We start from the raw sequence: 24337 nt of genomic DNA, 5'->3' as shown, positions 1-24337 counted from the left end.
GTACCTCACTTATATCGTTGTATCCATTATAACGAGGTTTGCTTATAAAAATACACAAAAACCCCGAATTATGGACTTTTTTTAAGTGTCCACGATTCGGGGTACAGTTCATATAGATGAGATCTTTTTTCTTCTTTCCCGCTCTCTTTTCACCAAAATTAGAGAGATAGCGGAGTAATAATGTCCCCTACTGGAACATCTTTTCCATGCTCTATTCGAACGCCACCTTTTGGCGCTGCAGGACCTTGAATCCCTCGAAAATATAAAGGAAGTCCTTCCGTTAGAAATATACTTGTTTTCGATGGATCTTGCCGCTGATGATGTATATGTAAATGGGGTTCACTAGAATTTCCAGAATTCCCAACATTCGCAATGACTGTACCTTCTTTTATATGTTGGCCTTTCTTCACTCGTACGGATCCTTTCTTCAAATGGGCTAGTACTAAATATGTTCCTGTTTCATCTAAACGTATATATATGTGATTCCCAACCATAGAATTAGAATCATCCGCTCCTGTACTTAATCCAATAACCTTATCTATATCTGTTGATTTCGCACTTAAGAACATAACAGGTATATTTTGTCGCTCTCTTATTCTTCGGCAAACTTCTATTCCATCCATAGAAGGCATCATAATGTCTAAAATCACTAATTGAACATCATGTGTATCGATTATCTTTAATGCCTCTATTCCATTATAAGCCGTTAAAACTTGAAATCCTTCTTGTTCCAAATGCACCTCAATGAATTGAACAATATCCGCATCATCATCTACAATTAAAATAAATTGTTGTCTCATATTCCAGCCTCTTTAATCTTTTTAGAAATATATTCCACAAAAACTATTTTAACATCTTTTCTTTTCCATAAGTTTTTTAAGTCTCTTTACATTTTCATTCCATATTTTAGAGAGTGAAAACAAACATATCTTCCATCAGAAAACTCACAAACGTGGCAGAGTTGTTACCAAATATCTTGAACTCAAAAAATTCTAGTTATCAAAAAGTAAGTTCCTTTACATTCGAGAAAATGAGAGCAATAAAAAAGAGTAAAGCACTTTTAACTCCAGCACTCTACTCTTTCTTGTAGCAAATCTCTATTATTTTTTATTTACATAGGCGAATTTATACGTATATATGCCACCGAATTGATGTTCTTCAATGCCTTTTACATATTCTTTTTGCATATATGCAGAACCTTTATAATAAAGAGGTGCCACAGCTGCATCTTCCAATACGATTCGTTCCGCTAGTTGCAAGGCTTCCCATCTTTTCTTTGCATCTAATACAATATCATATTTAGCCTGCTTAATTAGGTTGTCATAATCGAGATTAGAATATTGCATCCGATTATTCGGACTATCTGTCGTAAATAATTCCAAATAATTAATTGGATCCTTATAATCAGGCCCCCATACGACCATTGAAATATCGTATTGTCCAGTTTGCTCTAATTGTAATTTTTGTTTGAATGGTTGCTGTTTAATTTGTAATGTTAAACCGCTTAAATGTTTTTCTAACTCTCCTTTTATATACTCCGCTATACGTTTTGCATTATCCTGCTCAAATGTCAGAAATTCTATCGTAACCTTTTCAGTACCAAGCTCTTTTTTCGCTTCACTCCAAAGTTCCTTTGCTTTTTCAACATCATAACCTGCGATATCTCCATTTTCCTTCCGAAAATCTTTTTTAGTTACTTCATTTTCATATCCGCTAGGAATTAAACCATAGGCAGGAACCGCACCATTATTGATAAAATGATTTACCATTTCTTCTTTATTTATGGCAAATGAAATGGCCTGGCGAACTTTTTTGTTTACTAGTAATACATGTCCTTCATGAAAGCGAAGCATAGCGATCGCTGATTCACTTGACATGTGCAACTCTTGGTTATTTTTATAACGATCTACAAAGGTAGAATTAATAGGTGCTCGATCAAGTACGCCAGATTCATACAAATTGACAGCTGTCGCTGTATCTTTTACAATGTGAAAATTTATTTCGTCTAATTTCACTTTTTCTTTATCCCAATATGTGTCGTTTCTCTTCAACTGAAACTCTTGCTCATGCTTCCATTCCTCTAGTACAAATGCTCCATTATAAATAAGATGGTTAGGTTCTAACCCATAACGTTCCCCTTGTTCTTTCACAAATGATTCATGCTGCGGTAAATAAATCGGCAATGTTAACAATTGTAGAAAATAAGGAATAGGCCTATTTAATTGTACCTCTAATGTGTAATCATCTAACGCTTTCGCTCCCAGTTGATCTACATGTAATTCACCTTTATTTATTTCTTTTGCATTTTTCATGTCAAATAACATGTAAGCATAGGGTGAGGCTGTGTCAGAGGCTAATGTTCGCTTCCAAGAAAAAATGAAATCATGTGCAGTTACCGATTCACCATTGGACCATTTTGCATTTTTGCGCAAATGAAATGTATATTTCTTACCATCTTCGCTTTTCTCAAATGACTCGGCAACACCAGGAATCGGTTTATCATCACGATCTAATACATATAATCCTTCAAATATATTTTGCATTACATGTGCCGATGTGCCATCCATTGCTTTCGCTACATCAAGAGATGGAATTTCTTCGGCTATCGTTACGTTTAACACTTGTTTTTGAGCTTCTTTATGTATTTTATCCTCGCTTTTATTACAAGCTGCTAAAATAAAAAATGTCATAATGGTAAGCATAAGTAAGCGACTCTTTTCTTGCTTCATGAATTATTCTCCTTACATTCAATCATTATTATAAAACGCTCTTTATTATAGCAGAAAGTTTACTGAAAAAGTGTTACACCTCCATGAATATTTGTCCTTTTATCAATTTAAAAATGCTATTTTTTCGATTTCACGAAAAAATAGCATTCTGTATGAACATTCTTATACGAATTACATTTTCAAACCGTGCTTATAACGTCTAGCCTCAAAAATGATTTTCTCTTCATCTAATGTTTTGCACTCGCCGTTCCACATAATTTGTTTTCCATTGATGACAACATCAGACACATCTTTTCCACTTGCTGCATAAACAAGGTGGGATAATACCTCTTCAGCCGGTTGCAAGTGAGGCTTGTTTGCTGGATCAATCGTAATAAAATCAGCACACTTTCCTCTTTCAATAGAACCTGTATGTTTCATCCCAATTACTTCTGCTGCTCCTTTTGTTGCGAGTGAAAGAGCCGTTTCAACTGGTAATGCAGTTGCATCTTGATGAATTCCTTTTTGTAATAAAGTTGCAATACGCATTTCTTCAAACATATCTAAATTATTGTTAGATGCCACGCTATCAGTTGCAATCCCTACTTTAATACCCGCTTCTAGCATTGCTTTCACATTTGCAATTCCAGACCCAAGCTTTAAATTACTATTCGGATTATGCGCTACACGCACATCATGTTCTGCTAAGAAAGCGCGCTCCTTTTCATTTAGCACAACACCATGCGCAATGACTGTTGGCCTTTTAAATAAACCGCAGCTCGCTATATATTCTACAGGGCGTTTCCCATACTGCTTTTCAGTATCCTGTACTTCGCGCTCTGTTTCTGAAAGATGAATATGAACCATTGTATTGTTTTCCGTTGCAATTCTTGCACACTCTTCTAACATTTCTGTAGAACATGTATATGGACTATGAGGTGCAACCATCGTTGTTAACATATCATGTTCACGATGATATCGTTTCACATATTTCTCTGCTTCTTGAATTGCTTTTTTCTCATCTTCTTTTGTACCAAAACTAAATAACGTTCTTGAAACTGCTGCACGCATTCCACTATTACGAACCGTTTCCATAATCGCATCTTGATCGATACCAATTGGGTTAAACATATCAGAAAAGGTCGTTGTCCCACTTTTCACCATTTCTAACAAACCAAGTTCTGTACTCGCAACGGCAAGTTCTGGAGTGAATTGACGTTCAAGAGGCCAAATTCTCGTTTCAAGCCACGGTTGTAATAACATATCATCCCCGATGCCGCGCAAAAGACTCATTACAACATGAGTATGTGTATTCACAAGACCTGGCAATAACCATTTTCCTTTTAAATCAATGACCTCATCCACTTGATCGTGTTTAGAAAAGTCTCCATGTTGCACTTCTATAATTGTATGATCTTCTACAATGATATATCCATTTTCAAATACTTCATTTTGTTCATTGAGCGTCAAAATTGTAGCGCTTACATAAGCTGTTTTCAAAAATATTTCCCCTCTCGATTCTTTAAAATATCATTCCACTTCAATAAGTTACCACCATTATAGTAACTCACTTAATTTAAAGAGTCAAAAGTTTCTTGTATTCCCTACATACATTTTGTTTTAACGCATTATATTGTGTTCTATTTGTATCCGCAAACGCTTCTTCTCTACTTGAAATCGTATCCTCTTAAATGATTTCCTCCTTAAATTGTGCTGCTGTAAAATCATATCTCCTGCCATCTATCACATTATAAAAATGCCAATCTTCACCGACTCTCGTCTTCTTTATTTCCCCATCAAAGAAATCGTTTACTACAAGTGCTGTTACACCGCATTGTCCTTTCGCTGGATTTCTTTCTGACCATTTTGATCTCGTTTCAAGTGACCACGATTTCATGAGCACTTTACATATTTCCTCCCATGTTAACTCTTCCATTTCATCATCCCCCATATATGAACCGCTTTATACATCATACTGTAAAAGAGGTAAACTCCGACCTTTCAATACTGTTGAAGGCGTTTCTCCAATTAACTTTGCTCCCATTTTCATATAATATCCTTTTGCATTTGGATCGCTCTCAATGATAAAGCATGTGATCCCTAATTCAATTGCTTTTTCTACAACAGCTTTCCATAACATTTTTCCATACCCTTTCCCCTTGTAATGCGGATGTAAATAGAGAAAATCAAGAACATCTCTATCTTTACGTATAAATGAGAAAAAACCAATTTTTTCTCCCTCATTTTCTAAAACATAAACATAATTGATTTTTATATATGCTTCCGTAATTGTTAAGTCTTCCTTACAAGCTGCTAGAAATTGTACACTATAGTCCCACGTTGCCTTTGAACGAAGCGCGAGTTTACTTAGTTCATTTGCTTCTTCTAATATTGCTTCTCGAATTATCATCAATCGTTCTCCTTTCATGTAAACTACTAATCTATAATCATTCTGTATATCACAAAAAATATATATTTAAATAATAAGCTCCCATTTATACTTCAGTGAGAGCTTTTCTTACGCAGTATGTTCATTTAGCCAGGAGATTACATCTTGAAAAACTTCTTCTCGATTTACTTCATGAAACATTTCGTGTCTCCCGTTTTCATATAAGCGAAGTGTTACATCTTTTATACCACATTTTTTATATGCATCATATACTTCTTTTACACCTTTCCCCATATTCCCTACTGGATCACGATCTCCAGAAAAAATATGAATAGGCAGATCTTTAGGCGTTTTCTCATATTCCTTTAATTTGTTCACTTCAAGTACACCTTTAAATAATTCACGGTAAAAACTTGTTGAACAAATAAATCCGCACAATGGATCTTCTATATATTTATCAACTTGACTTGTATCAGAAGATAACCAATCAAACTTTGTTCGATTTGGTTTAAAATGCGAGTTAAAATTTCCAAACGATAAAAAGTTTAACATCGGGCTTTTCATTTTTGTACCGCGAAGCTTCATTTCAATCGTTGCTATTTTATGACCTATTTTCCCTAACATCCCTGGGTTTCCACCTGTCCCAGAAATAAGAAAACCATCATATAATTCGCCCCGAAGTTGTACAGCGCGTCTAGACAAAAAGGAGCCCATACTATGTCCTAATAAAAAAAGCGGACATGTTTGTTCCTTTCGAATGAACTCCGATACAAAGATAATATCAGAAACAGCTTGATCCCAACCTACATTTGGTGCAAAGTGCCCATAATCGTCTTCTCTCTTTACTGTCTTTCCATGGCCTTTATGATCATGAGCATAAACACCATATCCAGCTTGTATAAATGCCTCAACACATTCTGTATAAACCCCTGCATGTTCTGTCATGCCGTGGGCAATTTGTATAATGCCTCGAGGCTCGTTTTCTGGTAGCCACTTGTATAAATAAATTTCAGATCCATCTGATACCGTAACGAAGCTTTCTTGTAATTTCATTGTGATCGCCCCCTAAATCTATTCCATATACATCATAAAATGAATGAGTATTCATAATTCTTATTATGTATTATATGTAATTCTCTCTACCCTGACAAACACTTCCTGTTTGATGTACTTTTCGATATGAATATCTCTTACTATGATTCTTCTAGCAAATGAATTGATAAATGTATTGACGTATAGATATTAAAATTATATAGTTACTAACATAAAGTAACTATATAATTTTAGGAGGTTCATTTATGATGCCATCATTATTTTTAGCTCATGGTTCACCCATGCTTGCGATTCAAGATACAGATTATACACGTTTTCTAAAAACACTTGGCGAAACATATACACCGAAAGCAATTGTTATATTTACAGCTCATTGGGAAAGTGAAATATTAACAATTTCATCCTCTGATGATGAATATGAAACGATTTACGATTTTGGAGGATTCCCTCCCGAATTATACGAAATCAAATATAAAGCAAAAGGTTCTTCTACCATCGCATCATTATTAGAAGCAAAATTTAAAAATAAAGGGATTCCTGTGCGAAAAGATATGACTCGCGGATTAGATCACGGTTCATGGACGCTACTTCACCGTATGTATCCAAAAGCAAATATACCTGTTATTCAAATTTCCGTGCATCCATTCCTTCCAGCAAAAGAGCAATTTGAGATTGGTCAAGCTATCCAAGGACTTGGTCAAGAAGATATTTTAGTAATTGGTAGCGGTGTTACAGTTCATAACTTACGAGCACTGAAATGGGGTCAAACAGAAGCTGAAAAGTGGGCAATAGAGTTCGATGATTGGATCATTCATCATGTAGAAAAAAATGATACCAATTCTTTATTCCATTGGGAAACGAATGCTCCTCATGCACACTTAGCCGTTCCAAGACCGGAACATTTTGTCCCTCTTTTCATCGCTATGGGTAGCGGAGATATGAAAGGAAAAGTCATTCATCGTAGCTATGAACTTGGAACATTAAGCTATCTTTGCTTTCAGTTTTAATTTATCCCGTTATTTTAAGGCAGTAACAGCCTGATTCATAAGGGCTCATAATCAGTAGGGGGAAGAACCCCCTCACTGATTAAAGATTCACTTTATATTAGAGAAAGTGCACTACTCGCGGATTAGCAATACTGAAAGCAAAATCTTCTCCGTTCTGCGACGAAAGTGGATTATACCTTTCACATACTTGAGGAAGAATGCTCTTGAAAATTTCGTCGAAAGTTTTATTTTAAACTATTGATTTTTTCACTAGAGTTTGCTTAAAATGCAATTGTCAAACAATAGATGGTAATGCTATTTTTACATTCTTTGTTATGGAAATGTAGACATGTTAGTAACATTCCATATAAAAAAATTCATAACTAGAAAGTTAAAGGTATTAAAAAAATCTATTGCCGACAAAATCTTTCAAGTCAGATAGATTTAAACATAAGTTCCTTCCAAATATCAACTTATCATGATGATACTTTGTGTTCTGAGTAAACCATGGTAAATAAAAATCCTCCTAAACAACAACTTGGTTAGCTTTATGATAATTTTACATTCTCTTAAATGAATTATCGCTTTATTACCATCTTTGTTTGAGTTATATATTCCCGTTAACAGAACGAACGATAACAGTTCTGTTAACGGAGTTCGATACAGAAAAAGCACATCACATATTTATGGAGATGTGCTTTTTCTAATGTCCTAAAATTCGATTCTTATAAACGTAAACTATATAAACTATGTTTCACTTCATATTTTTTCACCTTGTTAACTAACTTTCAATCCCTCTTTTTCTGTCACTTCTGCATTTCTATTATGGAAATATACCCAAATACAAGCTATAAATAACAGCGCGGCAGTTGAAAAGAATACATATTGAAAACCAGCATGTGCGGCTATCTGCCCTCCAAGTACGGGACCAATCATATTTCCTAAAAATTGAAAGGATTGATTATATCCAAAAATACGTCCAGTTATGTGATTCGGTGTGTGTTTTTTTAGTAGCGTTTGTACAGAAGGTAATAATCCAGCTTGTGCAATTCCTAAAAGAAATCGTAAAATTAACAATTGCCAAGCAGAGGTCACAAAAGCTTGTGGAATAAAAACAATCCCTGCAACAAATAAAGCTACAATTAATGTTTTTTGCGGACCGATATGATCGGATAAACGTCCTAATCGAGGAGCTGCTAAAATTACAGCCAATCCTGTTGCGGACATGACTGCCCCCGCGATGGTTTCAATATGCGCTGTGTGCGCCCCCGCTAAATGCTTTACATATAATGTAATAATAGGTTGTATCGACATATTTGCAAGTTGAATTATAAATGTAGCCACAAATAAACTCATAATAAAATGTTTTGCTGGAATCATCGTCCATACTTTTTTCGGTTGCGCTTTTTTCGTTTGAACAGAACGATTTTCTTCCTTTAAAAAGAAAAAGACGATGATAAAGGATAGAAATAAAAAAGCTCCTGTTACTAAAAATACATGTCGCATACCAATTAACTCTGATAAATACCCACCGAGCATTGGTCCAAGTAAGGAACCACTAACCCCTCCTGTTGAGATTGTAGAAATCGCCCAACCAGAATGTTCTTTCGGTGTTTCTGCAGCAATAAATGTCATTGCTGTAGAAAGAAAACCAGATACCGCTCCCATTAAAAAGCGAAGGGCAACTAATTGATACACATTTGTCACAAATCCCATAAGCGTCATAATAATCGCCATACCGAGACTAGCACGAATAAGCATCAATTTCCGTCCATGTGTATCACCAAGTTTCCCCCATAAAGGCGATACAATGGCACCCATTAAAAATGTTACCCCGAATGCAATCCCTGACCACTGTGCGATATTAGAAGTTCCAGTCACGCCAAGTTTCTCAATATAGAAGGATAGGAAAGGAATTACTAAACTCATACCGGCTGCAGTGGTAAAACAACCAAGCCAACAAATCATTAAATTTCTTTTCCAGCTGGCCATTTTCACACCTTCTTTCTTAGATAACCATTCTACACCCTTTTCCTTGAAAAGTTTAGCAATATGACTCCTCTTACATAAGTCTTCTTTTCTCGCTAAATTTCGAAATAAAATAAAAAAGTTATGAATGGAGACCTGTCTCTATTCATAACTTTTTTATTTTTAATTGGAATATACTTCATCCTTCATCATAAATGATTCCAGTTTACAAAACAGTTCTAAAAGCACATGAATCGCTTGTTTCATACGTTCATCATAAGGAACATCCTTTGCTACATAAGATAAAAACTCTTCTGTACAATATACCCCATTACATATAGCCTCTTGCATTTGAATATCTTTTGGAATACTTGTTTCACTTCGGTCATTGTATAAACTAACCGCAAGTAAATATGCCATCGGGGGTAAAAGATGCTCTCCAAATTCAAGCATAAATGAAGATTTCAAAAGTGGATTTAAATAAAAATACTTTTCATTTTTAAATTTGATCCCTTTAAAAAAAGAATGTTGATTATATTCATCACGAATTTTCAAAAAGTCGAGTAACGAAATGGTTCCGCGCTCCTCTATATGCTTAACTAATCTTTTTTCTAACAAGTGAACTCCGTATGTGGATAAGACCGTTTGATGTATTCTTTTTATATATTGTCGTGCTATTTCTTGTTTCATTTCAATCTGTATCTCTTCATTTCCTAACATGGATTGAATACAAATGATTTCAAAATAGTATGCCATCATTTCGTTAACTAATTGTGTACTATCGTCAAAAAATGTATGTCCATAACTTTGGTTAAAATAAGCATGTCCCAATTCATGACATAGTACAAATAAACTATCCATATCATTATGATAGTTAAATAAAATTCTACTCTCTTTCATACTTGGAAAATAGTATGTTTTATTCACTTCAACATTATTATATACTTGTATAAAATTCTCCTCGAACATTCGCTCTATATAACGAACAAAATGATGTTTCCCAGATTTCTCTAAACTTGTAACGATGAAATGTTTTGCCTCATCCAGTGTAATCATACTGCGTTCTTCTTCATTATATGATAAAAAATCTACGCCAATTTCATGAAATGAATTTGAAAACATCATAGATAAACTTTTCGTGAGTAATGTATGGAACTTCTTTTGTAATTCATTTTCGAGTATATGTAACGTTTCCTCTTTAACGCCAAAGACTTCCATGTAGTAATTTGGGATTTCTAAAGATAAATACTTCTTCTTACTGTTTACAAAAAATGAAAGCAGTGTATCACCATTCTGTTTCAATACTTCATAGATTCCACTTTGCATTTTTTTCTTTTCTTCATAATCCTTTGTGTTACGAATCATTTCAAAAATTTCAAATATAGTGTATACCCCATCTTCATAATTTATTTTCATACTACGAATGAATTGGAGATATTGCTCGTATTCATCTTCATTGTCTTCTGGATCTTCCGTTTCTTCTATTTCATTCATCATCTTTATAAATTTATTGTAGTGATCTTCTAACTGTAAGCTAGCAATTTGATCCATATAGAATAAAATATCAAATACTTGGTGCATAGATAAAATATCCATTTCTATTACTTTCGGAAGAATCGTCACTTTCTCTTTTTTATCAACAATATTTAAAATGAATTCTATCTTCCGACTTAGTTGTTCTTGATCAAAAGGCATAATTCTTTGTAATGATTGAACGAATGGTTCTCTCGGGATAGATTGACGGTTATGAGAAGTTTGAAATGTAATAAAGTCAAAATGATACCCACTTGGCACCGTACAACTGCTATTTGTTATATCCTCGAATAAAATCCGACTAATTATAAGCGAAACAGCTAGGCTTTGAATGATCGTCCCCCTATTTTCTCGAATAACATATTCTGTATGATAGTTTTGAAAACTCTCTTCAAGCAGTCTCTCTCCATCATTCCGTTTGCTTACATGAAACACTTTGACAAAATCATTATGATATCCCATCAAATAATATTGAATCTTTTCCTTATCACAATAATTCATTATATCTTTTTGCAATTGAAGTGAAGATTCATCAAAACATCCAAAAATATAATGTACATCATGTAAGTTTACTTGTAACAAATCGTTGATTGTTTCGATTTTCATATCATACACTTGAACCTTAACATATGGATCCATTTTCTTTAGTTTTTCTTGAATAACATGTATTTTTTTCTTGTTTATATCTTCTGTTTGAAATATTGTCTGCGCTCTAATATTTTTTAGTTGTACCGTATCAAAATCGATAACAATAATCTCTCCAACACCAAGTTTAGATAACGTCATACATAATGTTGCACCAATCGTTCCAGCCCCGATTACAACTGCTTTTATCTTGTTTATCTTTTGAACAATCGCATCTGCATGTATAGTAGAATCGTGTGTACTGAAATAATGAAAGTTTCTTATATTATATAATTGTTCCTCATCCATTTTTTCGCAACGCTTTTCATATAACATTCCATTCTCATTTATAAATTGGAGAATATGATGTAACTCCTCATCCTCTATGTCGTTTTTATTTTTCCATTCCTGTATTTTTGTATGAACATCTTCTTTCGGGCTTTCTAAAATTTTTAGTAAGGACCATAGTTTTTCAAATTCATTCACTTCAATCACTCGTTCTTCGCCATCGTAATAAACAATTTCATTTCTATTTGGATACCCTCTAAAATTCAAACTTGTTTTTAATCTCATCTTTTTCTCCCCATTCCATTGAAAAAGAAGGTGCTTGCACACCTTCTTTTTTCAGACTAGCATAATAATAAACATACACATTGATTATCTTGTTGCGTAGCCTTTTTCACTTTCATTTTTAGTTTCATTTAAAAATCCCCCTTTTCAATTAATTGGTAATACAAGGGTATATTAGCAATTAATCCCACAACATTTCAATTCTTTTTCTTGTATTCAGAATTTTCAGATGTTGATAAACATTTTCTATTACTGGATATTTTTCACTTTCCTTTTTTTATTTCCCACTCGTAATCTACCGAAAACAATACACTTTTTATTTTATCAAGTAAAATATTTTATTAAGGAAATATAATATTTCCAAACATTTTCATGAATTTTATTTATATATGAAGAATTTACTGCAAAAATAAAAAGCTGCCCATGAAGATTCTCCTCCATGAACAGCATTTTCATCGTATAAATTTAAACTTTAATCAGTGGGGGGTCTTCCCCCCCACTGATTATGAGCCCTCTCCTTTTATTATTGCTTCTTAAATCGAAATGTAGCCCCTGAATCATCAGATTCTATACTCCACTCGATTCGCATCTCTTTCGCCATGACGGCAATGATAGACAAGCCAATCCCAGCCCCTTTATTTTTAGAAGGCGTATTTTGAAACCCCGAACCACGGTCTATTATTGTGATCATTTCCTCTTCATAATCTATACATATTCCGATAAACTTTCCGATGCTTGCATGCCGAACAACATTTTGGATGACGTTATCTATCATTCTTTGAAACCAATTTTCATCAATATTCCAAAATAATTGTTTTTCAGGAATTTGAATATCTACTTCAAAACCTTCTTCCTCTAAACTATCGTACCACGCTGCAATAATTTTTCGTATTAAACGTGTCATATCCGTATGCTTTGGGTGATATGGATATTTTTTAGCTGTAATGAGCGAATACGATAGTAAATTCTCTATTAACTCCGCTATATAATTGATCTTCTCATCCATTAATACCATCGTTTCCTGTCCCTTTATCGAAAATACTTCTCCCTTTAATGAATCGATTTGAGCTCGCATTGTCGTTAATGGTGTGCGCAAATCATGCGAGAGATCCGCTATTAATTTTCGGCGAAACTCTTCCTCTTGTTTCTCCTTTACTCTACTTTGTTGTAATGCCTCAATCATATAATTAAACGACTCTTCTAACAAACCAATCTCATCTTGTTTTGTTATTGAAATTTTAGATGGAAGTGTCTTATCTTTTGGAAGTTCCATCGCGTTTTGTAATTTTAACAATCTCTTTCTAATTTTAAGAAAAAAGATAACCGAAATGATAACAAATATCGTAAAACTTACAATAATAATCGTTTCAAAAACAAATTCATATCTTTCACGTATTTGAACAATGGGGGCCTGCGTATATTTCCTTGGAACTTGAAATACCATAAACGCTTCTTTCTTCCCTTTTCCTATATAAGAAACAATTGTAAATGGGTCTCCAGCAAAACTTTTTTTCATAAATACGATTGCATCGCTTGCACTCCATACTTTAGGAATGTTTTGATGATCAGGTATTTGAAAAGTTGTTTTTCCATGACGATCTACCCAAAACATTGTTCCTTCTGGATATTTCTCTTTAAACCTCTGAAAAGCTTTTACAATTTCTTCAGGGTTGTCCTCATCTAAAGTTTCCGATTCATTTCTCCATTCTTTTTCTATTCGCTCACTAGAATACGAAGTAGAAAACTCTCCGGCTGTCCACTCAATTGTTTTCAAAAAAAGAAATGAACTGACCGGAAGAACTAAAGGTAACAATATAATTGCGATAAATATAATCAGTAAATACTTTCGTAATAGTGATGTACGTTTTATCATGCTTTACACCGATAACCAATCCCGCGTATTGTTTCTATAATTTGAGGAATGCTTGGATTTCTCTCTATTTTTTCGCGTAAATGTCGAATATGAACCATTAGCGATTTATCGCCTTCTATATAAGTCTCATTCCATACCGCTTCAAAAATCTGTTCCTTTGTTAATGTACGATTCAAATTCTTCATTAAGTAGAAAAAGATTTGATGCTGTTTCCCTGAAAGAACGATTTCTTCACCTGTGTCTGTATTCATAATTCGAAACTCTTTCATATATACTTGTAAATGTTTCACATGTTGCACTTCTGCTCCACTTTTATTGTATCGTCTTAATAAAACTTCAATGCGGGCTATTAACTCTTTTGGATGAAATGGTTTTGTTATATAATCATCAGCAAATGTTAGTCCGTATATTTTGTCTTCTAATGTCGTTCTTGCTGTTAACATCATAATCGGGGTATCTGGATACTCCTTTTTAAAACGTTGCCCTAGTGTAAACCCATCAAGTCCCGGCAACATAACATCTAAAACAATAATATCCGCCTGCTTACACTTTTCATTTGTACCTTCTTCTGAAGTAAACCACACAACGTTATATGCTTGCTTTTCTAATTCATTTTTCACCCACTCTCCAATTTCCAAATCATCTTCAATATATAAAACGTATGTCATTTTCTCACCTTCATATATAAATTTAACCTTTCTCTTCCATGATAAGGAATCTAGCAGCATTTGAAAACTAGCATACTCCTAAATTACACGATTCTGTATAATTTTAAACAAATCTTAAACTCCCTTAACATAATCATTAACCTTTCTTTTCTATACTTGATTTGAGGTGATCAAGAATGAGTTATATTGTAGAAACGAAAGGATTAACAAAAAGATATCGCAATAGCTATGCTGTAGATCATGTAGATTTACAAATTCCAAAAGGGGAAATATACGGTTTTCTCGGCCCAAATGGAGCTGGAAAAACAACTAGCATTCGGATGCTCTTAGGTCTTATAAAACCAACGAAGGGAACCGTTACAATATTTCAACAAGATTTAGCAAAAGAGCGCCTTTCTATCTTATCGAAAATTGGAGCTCTTGTGGAAACCCCCTCATATTACGCTCACTTAAATGCTATTGAAAATTTAGAAGTTTACCGCATTTTAAGAAATGTTCCGAAAAACAAAGTAGCAGAAGTACTCCAAATCGTAGGATTAGAGCACGCTGCAACACAAAAAGTAAAAGAATATTCATTAGGAATGAAACAACGTCTCGGAATTGCCATCGCTTTACTTGGCGACCCACAGCTATTAATTTTAGATGAACCAACAAATGGTCTTGACCCTGAAGGGATTCATGAAATTCGTACACTAATTAAGAAACTCGCACAAGAAAGAGGGATTACTATTCTTATATCTAGCCACTTATTAAGTGAAATAGATCAAATGGCAACCTATGTGGGAATTATCTCAAAAGGAAAACTCATTTTTCAGGACAAAATAGAAACATTACGCCGCCATGCTCAGCACTCTATTTCACTTGTAACAGATAAAACTGAAATCGCTTGGAAAATCATTTTAAGTAAAGGCATTCCGTCTATACTAGAAGAGAATCATATCATTCTCTCAAATGTATCAAATAAAACTGTTGCAGAAACTGTAAAAACACTTGTAACTGAAAATATTTCCATATTTAGAATTGAAGAAAACAAAAAATCACTTGAAGAAATATTTTTGCAGCTTATAAAGGAGGAAGAGTCATATGTACAAACGTCTCTTTCAATCTGAGCTTTTAAAGATAAAAGGAAAATGGATTTGGTTTTTAATTTTTTTAGGACCAATAGGTGTTATTTCCCTTCAAGCGTGTAACTTTTTTCTTCGTTATGATTTTTTAATAGATAAGTACGTACAAGACTTGTGGGGTGGGCTTATTTCTGAAACACAATCACTTGCTCGCACAACTCTTATATTAGGAATTACCATTATTACATCTCTCATTGCACATATAGAACATCATTCTAGTTCATGGAAACATCTCCTATCTTTACCTATCAATAGGAGACATGTTTTTCTCGTAAAATTTATATTAATCGTTTTTTTACTTACTATATCTTGCGCTTTATTATTCGCTGGTATAGTTGCCTTAGGGCTTACCTTACAATTCGATGCTGCTATACCATGGTTTTCTATATTTCAAATGAGTTTTTACCCATATTGGTCAGCACTACCCATTGTCGCTTTACAATTATGGCTTGCCATTCTATTCCAAAATCAAAGCGTGACATGCACAATTGGTTTATTAGGCAGCGTTTTCACTATGTTTTCCGTCTCACTTCCTAATTGGGTTCTATGGAGATGGCCAAGCTTACGTCTTGACTGGGGACCACCGCTTTTATGCGTGGTACTAGGAGTCATAGTTACACTTTGTATGTTAGTGATTGAAACAGAAATTTTTAATAGACGGGATGTGTACAAATAATGATTTTGCTAAATACAATGCGGGCTGAATTTTATAAAATTAAAAAGACAAAAATATGGATATTATTATTTTTAAGCCCTATTTTAGCAGGAGGAGTCGCCTATGCAAGCGGTTCACGCTACCCTGAATATCAACATTGGGAGTTAATTTATAATATCATGATAACAGTACATAGCATGCTACTTTTACCACTGTTAACAGGTATTTTCACGGCATTTATTTGCCGATATGAACATGCAAACGGGGGCTGGAAACAACTTCTCATACAACCTGTAACAAAATATCATACATATATCATAAAGTTTTTCTTTACCTTCACATTTATAAGTATCGTGCAAGTCCTTTTTATTATGAGTTTTGTTACTGCTGGACATCTGTTACATCTATCTGGTCCATTCCCGCTAACTCTAGTAATAAAAAGCGTTGTAGGTGGCTGTATTGCTACTTTACCTTTAATTTCCTTACAGCTATGGGTATCAACCATTTGGTCTAGCTTTGCAGCGCCAATTGCTTTAAATGTTATAGCTACTATCCCTGCTCTTATGATTGCAAATTCTGCACGGTTTGGGCCTTTCTACCCATGGGCCCAACCATTTCTTGCGATGCTACCGAAAGAAGATTCCCAACTACTATACATTTCTATGGAAACACTCATTTTTGTTGTAATGGGAAGTTTTGCACTTTTATTTATAGGTGGCTTCGTGCACTTTATAAAACATTCATATTAATTTTGTAGCAGCTACTAGATCGCCAATTTTCTTGGTCAGCATTTCATGTTGTGGGTGTATGCTATAACAAACAAAAAGGAAAAGCCTGTGACAAAAGGCCATTTTTTACCCCCTTTGTATCACAGGCTCTATTTTAATAGAAATAAATTATATCCATATATAATAGAAACAATCATTCCAACGACCAATATTCCAGGTAATAAATTTGCAACTTTTATTTTAATGAATCCGAGTAAATTCAATCCAATTGCAAAGATCATAGCCCCACCCGTTGCTGTCATTTCTAGAATAAATTGATTCATTAATTGATCGGGTACAAAACGATCAATTTGCGTTGCAAATAGAGCGATTCCACCTTCATATAAAATAACTGGCACAGCCGAAAATAATACACCAATTCCAAGTGTTGTTGTTAAAATAAGGGAAATAAACCCATCTATAATCGCTTTTGTATAGAGGACATTATGGTTTCCGCGAATTCCGCTATCTAATGCGCCTAGTACCCCCATTGCCCCAATGGCAAAGATTAGCGTAGCTGTAACAAAACCTACAGATATACTTCCTTCTCCTTTGGAACCAACTTTCTTTTCTAACCAATTCCCTAACTCTTGTAGCTTCTCTTCTAAGCAAAGCCACTCCCCAACTACCGCCCCTATTACAAGGCTTAAAATAACAATGAGAAAGTTTTCGCTTTTCATTCCCATTTGTAATCCTAGTACAGTAACTGCTAAACCAATCGCATGCATGACGGTTCCTTTCATACTTTCAGGAATATTACTTAATACTTTCCCTAATAATGTGCCGATTATAATACATATTCCATTTACAATTGCTCCCAATATAACCATTCTTTCTTCCTCTCTCTAAGACTTTATTTTTTAATCTTTCAGGTGAAGTCTTCTAATATGAAGCGATAAAACACTCACAATCATGACCAAAAGCTTTCAATTTGTATTCCCTATTACTTACGTAACGATTTAATATTACGAATTTTCATTAAACAATTCAACTAGCATAAATAACAAAGGTAAAAAATAAGAAAGAGAGCTTACCATTTTCGCCCTCTTTCTCTTTATTTATTAAGTTAACAAATCAAACAAAACAGGATTTTTGTTCAGTTCCAGAAATTGAATATGATTTTCCTTAAAACGGGCAATAAGTGGCTCATAATCTTCTTTATGTTTTAACTCTACACCGACAAGTGCAGGACCATTTTCTTTATTATGCTTCTTAATATACTCAAAACGAGTAATATCATCCTCTGGTCCTAATCCTTTATCAAGGAACTCTCGCAACGCCCCTGATCGCTGCGGAAATTCAATAATAAAATAATGTTTTACCCCTTCGTAAATAAGAGAGCGTTCTTTCATTTCTTGCATTCGATCAATATCATTATTCCCACCGCTTAACACACAAACGACTGTTTTTCCTTTTATTTCATCTTTATAAAAATCAAGCGCTGCAATCGAGAGAGCTCCGGCAGGTTCTGCAACAATTGCATTCTTCTTATACAATTCTAAAATCGTTGTACAAATTTTCCCTTCAGGAACTAGGACAATATCATCTAACACATCTTTACAAGTCTCAAAGGTTAGCTTTCCTACTTTCTTTACCGCTGCACCATCTACAAAACTATCAATCATTTCTAGCGTTACATTTTCATTTTGTAAAAAAGCTTCTTTCATCGACGCTGCTCCTTTAGGTTCCACACCGATTACTTTTGTATTTGGACTCACTCCCTTTACATATGTACCGATGCCAGAAGCGAGACCCCCACCGCCAATTGCTGTAAATACATAATCAATCGTTTTTTCCGTATCATGTAAAATCTCGACTGCCACTGTTCCTTGACCGGCAATTACGTGTGGATCATCGAAAGGATGTACAAATGTCATGCCATTTTCTTCACAATAGCGCTGCGCTTCTTGAAAGGAACTATCAAATGTATCACCAACTAACATAATGTCTGCCACATCACCACCGAAAAATTTGACTTGCGATACTTTCTGCTTCGGCGTTGTCGTTGGCATAAAAACTTTTGACGGAATCTTCAATAAATTACACGTATACGCAACGCCTTGTGCATGATTGCCAGCACTTGCGCACACAACTCCGTTTTGCAACTCCTCTTTTGATAAGCTCTGAATTAAATTGTAAGCACCGCGAATTTTAAAGGAGCGGATCACTTGTAAATCTTCTCTTTTCACATATACTTCACATTCATATTTCTCAGATAACACTGAATCTCGTTGAAGCGGTGTTTTATTGATAATATCCTTTAAACAATTATGAGCCATCAGGATATCTTCAATTTTTACTCTCTCCTTTACCTTATGCACCATTTCCTATCATTCCTTATCTCTTTTTTCTATCATTTAATCAAAGTTTTTTATTTTCAGTACTGCCCCAGTATTTGCTGATGTAACCATCTGGGCATAACGGCCAAGCCATCCTGTTTTTACTTTCGGCTTTGGTCTTTTCCATTCTTTTCGGCGTTTCGCTAATTCCTCATCGCTCACTTTCACTTCTAGTAAACGCTCTTCTACATCAATACAAACGATATCTCCTTGCTGAAGAAGTGCAATTTCCCCGCCCGCAGCAGCTTCTGGAGAAATATGCCCGACAGAAATACCTCGTGATGCCCCTGAAAAACGGCCATCTGTTAAAAGCGCTACGTCAGCTCCTAGTCCCATACCAGCAATTGCTGATGTTGGAGCTAACATTTCTGGCATACCAGGCCCCCCTCTTGGCCCTTCATAACGAATAACTACAACATCTCCTTTTTTTACTTTACCAAGCATAATCCCCGCAAGTGCTTCATCTTGTGAATTAAAAATAACACACGGGCCTTCAAAGCGTTTTACTTCTGTCGCACCACTTTTAATAACAGCGCCATCTTTTGCGAGGTTTCCTTTTAATATACGTAACCCCCCCTCTTTGCTATGAGGGTTTTCAAGAGAATGAATGACTTCTTTGTCCTGAATTTCAGCATCAGCAATATTTTCTCTTAACGTTTTCCCTGTAACTGTTATACGATCTAAGTGCAGTACTCCTTCTTTTCTACTTAATTCTTTTAAAATGGCACTCATACCACCCGCACGATCGATATCTTCCATATGCCAATTTGAGGCTGGGCTTACTTTACATAAATGAGGAACTTTCCTTGAAACTGCATCAATCCGGTTCATGTCATAGTCTAATCCTGCCTCTTGAGCAATTGCTAACGTATGTAATACTGTATTTGTGGATCCTCCCATTGCCATGTCAAGTGCAAACGCGTCATCAATGGCTTCTTCTGTGATGATATCTCTCGGTTTAATATCACGCTCAATTAAAATTTTTAAACTCTCCGCTGCTTGCTGAATTAACTGTTCTCGGCGCGAGTCTATCGCTAAGATGCTTCCATTTCCCGGGAGGGCTAATCCTAATACTTCACATAGACAGTTCATCGAATTCGCTGTAAACATACCCGAACAAGAACCACAAGATGGACAGCCGTGATCTTCAATATCTTTTAATTCTTCCTCTGAAATTTTTCCAGATTGATAAGCGCCTACGCCTTCAAAAACAGAACTTAAGTCAACAACCTCTCCTTTTGATGTCTTTCCTGCTGCCATTGGTCCTCCTGAAACAAAAACCGTTGGAATATTAATCCGCATCGCAGCCATCATCATGCCAGGTGTAATTTTGTCACAGTTCGGAATACAAATCATGCCATCAAACCAATGTGCATTGACTACTGTTTCCACTGAATCAGCAATAATCTCACGGCTTGGAAGTGAATAGCGCATGCCGATATGTCCCATTGCGATCCCGTCATCGACTCCAATTGTATTAAATTCAAATGGAACCATTCCTGCCGCACGTACAGCTTCCTTTACAAGACGACCAAATTCATTTAAATGTTTATGCCCAGGAATAATTTCAATAAAAGAATTACAAATCGCTATAAACGGTTTATGAAAGTCTTCATCTTTGAGCCCGGTTGCTTTTAATAAACTGCGATGCGGCGCTTTATCAAAACCTTTTTTAATCATGTCACTTCTCATATTTTCAAGTCCTTTCCACGTACATTTTTGCTCTGCTGTTTATTTTTTACTAATTTTTTGTTTCTAGCGGCTGAATCCAAGACATCCTTTCACGAAGTTCTGCTCTTATCTTTTCTAGCTGATGATTTTGCTCTTCCTTTTTCATCGTATGATACGCCTTACGTCCAGTTTGATTTTCTAACAACCCTTTTCTCCTAAATTCTCCTTGCTGAATTTCGGCAAGAACACATTTCATTTCTTTCTTCATTTCATCCGTTACAATTCGTAATCCTGTTACATAATCGCCAAATTCTGCTATGTTTGAAATAGAATGACGCATGTTTGTCAATCCGCCTGCATACATGAAATCGACATACTCTCTTTATCATGTATTTACTTGCAAAACATCTATTAACTTTTTTAATTGACCCACTAATACAGGTGCTTCATTTTCAGTACAAATAGCTGTTACTTTCATATGAGAAATATTTCTTGGAGCACTTTCCTTTAAATCTAAAGAAGAAATATTGTAACCACGCCGAGCAAATATACCACTGACGCGTAATAAAACCCCTGGATCATTATTTACAACCATTGAAAAAGTATAATTCATTCTTCCCACCTCTTGAAATCCGTCTTTCCCTAGGAGAGACTTAGCTACTTGTCCAGTAATCACAACAAGTGGAATCGAATCCATATAAGCGTCAGCTAAACCGGTTACTAAGTTTGGTGCTCCTGGGCCAGAGGTAGCAAATACTACCGCCACCTCTCCAGAAGCTCTTGCATATCCTTCTGCTCCGTGAATCGCCGCCTGTTCAGGACGCGTTAAAATATGTTTTAAGCCGCTTCCATAAAGCGCATCATACACTGGTAAAATAGCTCCTCCCGGATAACCAAATACAGTTGTTACACCTAATTTTTTCAAGCATTGAATAACATGACTTGCACCGTTCACTTTCCCTTCTTCCAACTCCTCTGTCTTACAAACTATATGCCGGGCTTACATTTTCTTAACTCCTTCCCTATCTTCTATGCCAAACTCTCCGCTAGTCCTGGAACACGTACTCCTCGTTCTCTCGTTAATCGTTTAAACGCTTCGGTTAATTGTTTCGTTACCTCTCCAGGCTTTCCATCTCCAATTTCTCTTGCATCAACTTTTACAACTGGAATTAATTCAGCCGCAGTTCCTGTTAAAAATACTTCATCAGCTACATATACATCGTGGCGGGTAAACGGTCTTTCTTCACATGGAAGTCCCAATTTGTCACAAAGTTCAATCACGCTATTGCGAGTAACTCCTTCCAATGCCCCTAAGTAAGAAGGCGGTGTTACTACTTTTCCATCTTTCACTACAAAAACATTGTCTCCTGACCCTTCACAAACATATCCTTGTTGATTTAACATAAGCGCTTCTAGTGCACCCGATTGTGCTGCTTCAATTTTCACTAGTACGTTATTTAAATAATTCATTGACTTAATACGTGGATCTAATGCATCTGGCATATTCCGGCGAGATGCAACCGATACGACGCTCAGACCATTATCATAAAATTCTTGGGGAAATAATTTCAATTGTTCTGCAATAATGATAACGCTTGGCTTTTCGCAGCTTCTTGGATCCAGCCCTAAATCCCCCTTTCCTCTTGAAACAATTAGTCGAATATATGCATCGGCGTATCCATTTTTTTGTAACGTCTGTAAAACAGCTTTTTCCATTTCTTCCGCTGTCATTGGAATCGTGAGCAAAATAGATTTTGCAGATTCATATAACCGCTTTACATGCTCTTTTAAACAAAAGACATTTCCACCGTAACTACGAATTCCTTCAAATACACCGTCTCCATATAAAAATCCATGATCATATACCGAAACAACAGCCTTTTCCTTCTCTACTAATTCCCCATTCATATAGATATACTGCTTTTTCATCTTACATCGCTCCTCTTTTTGATCTCTTTATGCAATCTATCTTTAAATCGATTGCTGAGAAGAATACATAAAGACGAAATATTCTGTATATTACTCATAAAAATATACTCGTCTCAGCAATCGATTTTTTACAACTTGTAGCAACCCATTGCTGAGACGAGGGAATCGCGGTACCACTCAGCTTCCTTATACTCCTTGCGAAATATAAGCTCAATAAGTCCAAATATAGACTTTTGTTCTGCTATCGGAAACAACTCCGCTACTCTCTACTCGTTTCCTTTCGTGAGTAGTGCTCTGAGGTGATTTTCAATCAATAGATTTGTACCACCCTTACAGCCACGGGGTAGCTCTCTGAAACAAATCGTATCATCTACTTTCCTCTTCTTCACATTCCTGTATTTTTTTAAATAAAAACTCTCGCCTCAGCAATCAATCTCTACTCACTAGTAGATTTGATTGCTGAGGCGAGAGTTTCGCGGTACCACTCAGCTTCCTTATACTCCTCACGAAATATAAGCTCAATAGGTCCTATCAGACCTTCGTCCATTTATCGGAGACGAGCCCGTCGCTCTCTACTCAGTTTCCCTTTCGCAAGCAATGCTCCAAGGTGATTTTCAATGATTTGCTTGTTACCGCCCTCACAGCCACGGGGCAGCTCTCTGAAACACTCATCATCATCTACTTTCCTCTTCTTCGCATATAAAATATAATAAAGTTAGAAAATTTAGAATTCACTTTCGAGTTATTACACGTATTATAGAACTTTCTCTTTTTCATTGTCAATATATTTTCCAAAAATTTATTTTTAAAAATAGAATCAGAATGTATTTTATTAGATATTTCTTAGTCTTTTTTATTGCATAACAAAATATTTTATATAATACTTAATAAACACATCTATTTAGGGGGTATTATAAACATGTCAAAGAAAGCATTCGAACTCGCAACCTTCGCCGGTGGCTGCTTTTGGTGTATGGTAAAACCATTTGATGAACTTCCGGGTATTCAAAAAGTTGTTTCAGGCTATACTGGTGGACATATTCCAAATCCAACATATGAACAAGTAAAATCTGGTACATCCGGGCATTTAGAGGTTGTTCAAATTACATTCGATTCTTCTATTTTTCCTTATCAAAAATTACTAGACTTATATTGGTCGCAAATTGATCCAACTGATGATGGCGGACAATTTTTTGATCGCGGTCCATCTTATCGCACAGCAATTTTCTATCACAATGAAATCCAAAAAGAACTCGCTGAGAAGTCAAAACAATCGCTTGCTACTAGCGGTATATTTAACGTTCCAATCGTAACAGAAATTCGCCCAGCTGCACCTTTTTATGAAGCAGAAGAATACCATCAGCATTTCTACAAGAAAAATCCAGAAAAATATGCTCAGGAGCGAAAAGAGTCTGGACGTGAAGATTTTATAAAAGCAAATTGGCAGAAGAAATAATAAAAGGACGAAAAAAATCGTCCT

The 24337-nt window shown here is 35.3% G+C and carries 19 protein-coding genes, 2 pseudogenes and 2 other annotated features; of the genes and pseudogenes, 5 read left to right on the top strand and 16 right to left on the bottom strand.

All coding sequences use genetic code 11. The features are described 5' to 3' along the window. Nucleotides 1–158: 158 nt before the first annotated feature. From MR058_RS21675 to MR058_RS21650, 6 genes and pseudogenes are all read right to left on the bottom strand, one after another. Nucleotides 159–800: a response regulator gene (locus MR058_RS21675; protein WP_242145800.1), complete on the bottom strand. Its 642-nt coding sequence runs from the start codon at nucleotides 798–800 to the stop codon at nucleotides 159–161. A 300-nt stretch (nucleotides 801–1100) separates the two neighbouring features. Then, nucleotides 1101–2729, bottom strand: a complete 1629-nt coding sequence (locus tag MR058_RS21670; RefSeq protein WP_242145799.1) for a peptide ABC transporter substrate-binding protein — start codon at nucleotides 2727–2729, stop codon at nucleotides 1101–1103. Nucleotides 2730–2900: 171 nt separating this feature from the next. Continuing rightward, nucleotides 2901–4208, bottom strand: coding sequence for a bifunctional S-methyl-5'-thioadenosine deaminase/S-adenosylhomocysteine deaminase (locus tag MR058_RS21665; RefSeq protein ID WP_242145798.1), 1308 nt, complete (start codon nucleotides 4206–4208; stop codon nucleotides 2901–2903). Between the two features lie 76 nt (nucleotides 4209–4284). Next, a pseudogene (locus MR058_RS21660) lies at nucleotides 4285–4644 on the bottom strand (YunG family protein). 27 nt (nucleotides 4645–4671) lie between these two features. Next, nucleotides 4672–5118 (bottom strand): GNAT family N-acetyltransferase, encoded by a 447-nt coding sequence (locus MR058_RS21655; RefSeq protein WP_242145797.1) that lies wholly within the window; start codon nucleotides 5116–5118, stop codon nucleotides 4672–4674. Nucleotides 5119–5226: 108 nt separating this feature from the next. Beyond that, complete coding sequence (locus MR058_RS21650) at nucleotides 5227–6150, bottom strand: alpha/beta fold hydrolase (RefSeq protein ID WP_242145796.1); 924 nt, start codon at nucleotides 6148–6150, stop codon at nucleotides 5227–5229. Nucleotides 6151–6395: 245 nt separating this feature from the next. Here MR058_RS21650 and MR058_RS21645 point away from each other — a divergent pair, with 245 nt between their 5' ends. Further along, on the top strand, nucleotides 6396–7157 hold the full coding sequence (locus MR058_RS21645) for a DODA-type extradiol aromatic ring-opening family dioxygenase (protein WP_242145795.1): 762 nt from the start codon (nucleotides 6396–6398) through the stop codon (nucleotides 7155–7157). Between the two features lie 756 nt (nucleotides 7158–7913). Here MR058_RS21645 and MR058_RS21640 read toward each other — a convergent pair. The 4 genes from MR058_RS21640 to MR058_RS21625 all read right to left on the bottom strand — a co-directional run bounded on the left by MR058_RS21640 (nucleotide 7914) and on the right by MR058_RS21625 (nucleotide 14372). Continuing rightward, nucleotides 7914–9128 (bottom strand): multidrug efflux MFS transporter, encoded by a 1215-nt coding sequence (locus tag MR058_RS21640; RefSeq protein WP_242145794.1) that lies wholly within the window; start codon nucleotides 9126–9128, stop codon nucleotides 7914–7916. 159 nt (nucleotides 9129–9287) lie between these two features. Beyond that, the gene (locus MR058_RS21635; RefSeq protein ID WP_242145793.1) at nucleotides 9288–11834 is read right to left on the bottom strand and encodes a ThiF family adenylyltransferase; all 2547 of its coding nucleotides are present in this window, start codon (nucleotides 11832–11834) and stop codon (nucleotides 9288–9290) included. Between the two features lie 520 nt (nucleotides 11835–12354). Next, nucleotides 12355–13704 (bottom strand): sensor histidine kinase, encoded by a 1350-nt coding sequence (locus MR058_RS21630; protein ID WP_242145792.1) that lies wholly within the window; start codon nucleotides 13702–13704, stop codon nucleotides 12355–12357. Then, complete coding sequence (locus tag MR058_RS21625) at nucleotides 13701–14372, bottom strand: response regulator transcription factor (RefSeq protein ID WP_242145791.1); 672 nt, start codon at nucleotides 14370–14372, stop codon at nucleotides 13701–13703. The genes MR058_RS21630 and MR058_RS21625 overlap by 4 nt, the downstream gene beginning before the upstream one ends. Nucleotides 14373–14548: 176 nt before the next feature. On the opposite strand from MR058_RS21625, the gene MR058_RS21620 reads away from it, so the two are divergent. Genes MR058_RS21620 through MR058_RS21610 form a run of 3 tightly spaced genes read left to right on the top strand, consistent with a single transcriptional unit; the run spans nucleotide 14549 to nucleotide 16900 of the window. After that, nucleotides 14549–15481, top strand: a complete 933-nt coding sequence (locus MR058_RS21620; protein WP_242145790.1) for an ABC transporter ATP-binding protein — start codon at nucleotides 14549–14551, stop codon at nucleotides 15479–15481. Further along, nucleotides 15456–16172, top strand: coding sequence for an ABC transporter permease (locus MR058_RS21615; protein ID WP_242145789.1), 717 nt, complete (start codon nucleotides 15456–15458; stop codon nucleotides 16170–16172). The genes MR058_RS21620 and MR058_RS21615 overlap by 26 nt, the downstream gene beginning before the upstream one ends. Then, complete coding sequence (locus MR058_RS21610) at nucleotides 16172–16900, top strand: ABC transporter permease (RefSeq protein WP_242145788.1); 729 nt, start codon at nucleotides 16172–16174, stop codon at nucleotides 16898–16900. The genes MR058_RS21615 and MR058_RS21610 overlap by 1 nt, the downstream gene beginning before the upstream one ends. Nucleotides 16901–17028: 128 nt before the next feature. Here MR058_RS21610 and MR058_RS21605 read toward each other — a convergent pair whose 3' ends face one another. The 6 genes and pseudogenes from MR058_RS21605 to ilvE all read right to left on the bottom strand — a co-directional run bounded on the left by MR058_RS21605 (nucleotide 17029) and on the right by ilvE (nucleotide 22857). Then, a complete protein-coding gene (locus tag MR058_RS21605) occupies nucleotides 17029–17748 on the bottom strand; it encodes a DUF554 domain-containing protein (protein WP_242145787.1) in 720 nt (239 codons plus the stop codon). A 231-nt stretch (nucleotides 17749–17979) separates the two neighbouring features. Then, a complete protein-coding gene (gene ilvA, locus MR058_RS21600; protein WP_242145786.1) occupies nucleotides 17980–19242 on the bottom strand; it encodes a threonine ammonia-lyase IlvA in 1263 nt (420 codons plus the stop codon). Between the two features lie 33 nt (nucleotides 19243–19275). Next, on the bottom strand, nucleotides 19276–20949 hold the full coding sequence (gene ilvD, locus MR058_RS21595; protein ID WP_242145785.1) for a dihydroxy-acid dehydratase: 1674 nt from the start codon (nucleotides 20947–20949) through the stop codon (nucleotides 19276–19278). Continuing rightward, nucleotides 20946–21301 (bottom strand): annotated as a pseudogene (locus MR058_RS21590) (hypothetical protein); the annotation flags it as partial. The gene ilvD and the pseudogene MR058_RS21590, both read right to left, overlap by 4 nt. A gap of 12 nt (nucleotides 21302–21313) precedes the next feature. Then, on the bottom strand, nucleotides 21314–21919 hold the full coding sequence (locus tag MR058_RS23775) for an ACT domain-containing protein (RefSeq protein ID WP_396021464.1): 606 nt from the start codon (nucleotides 21917–21919) through the stop codon (nucleotides 21314–21316). Nucleotides 21920–21957: 38 nt separating this feature from the next. After that, entirely contained in the window at nucleotides 21958–22857 is a 900-nt protein-coding gene (gene ilvE / locus MR058_RS21575; protein WP_242145784.1) for a branched-chain-amino-acid transaminase, read from the bottom strand. Between the two features lie 149 nt (nucleotides 22858–23006). Continuing rightward, nucleotides 23007–23252: a binding site (T-box leader), on the bottom strand. A 62-nt stretch (nucleotides 23253–23314) separates the two neighbouring features. After that, nucleotides 23315–23560, bottom strand: a binding site (T-box leader). Between the two features lie 216 nt (nucleotides 23561–23776). Here ilvE and msrA point away from each other — a divergent pair. Continuing rightward, nucleotides 23777–24313, top strand: coding sequence for a peptide-methionine (S)-S-oxide reductase MsrA (gene msrA / locus MR058_RS21570; protein ID WP_242145783.1), 537 nt, complete (start codon nucleotides 23777–23779; stop codon nucleotides 24311–24313). Nucleotides 24314–24337 lie beyond the last annotated feature (24 nt).

This window comes from Bacillus cereus group sp. BfR-BA-01430 (assembly GCF_022663115.1).
In the GTDB taxonomy this organism is placed as follows: Bacteria; Bacillota; Bacilli; order Bacillales; family Bacillaceae_G; genus Bacillus_A; species Bacillus_A cereus_BD.
Note: the sequence above shows the minus strand (reverse complement) of the source record. Positions and strands in the feature narration are given on the sequence as shown.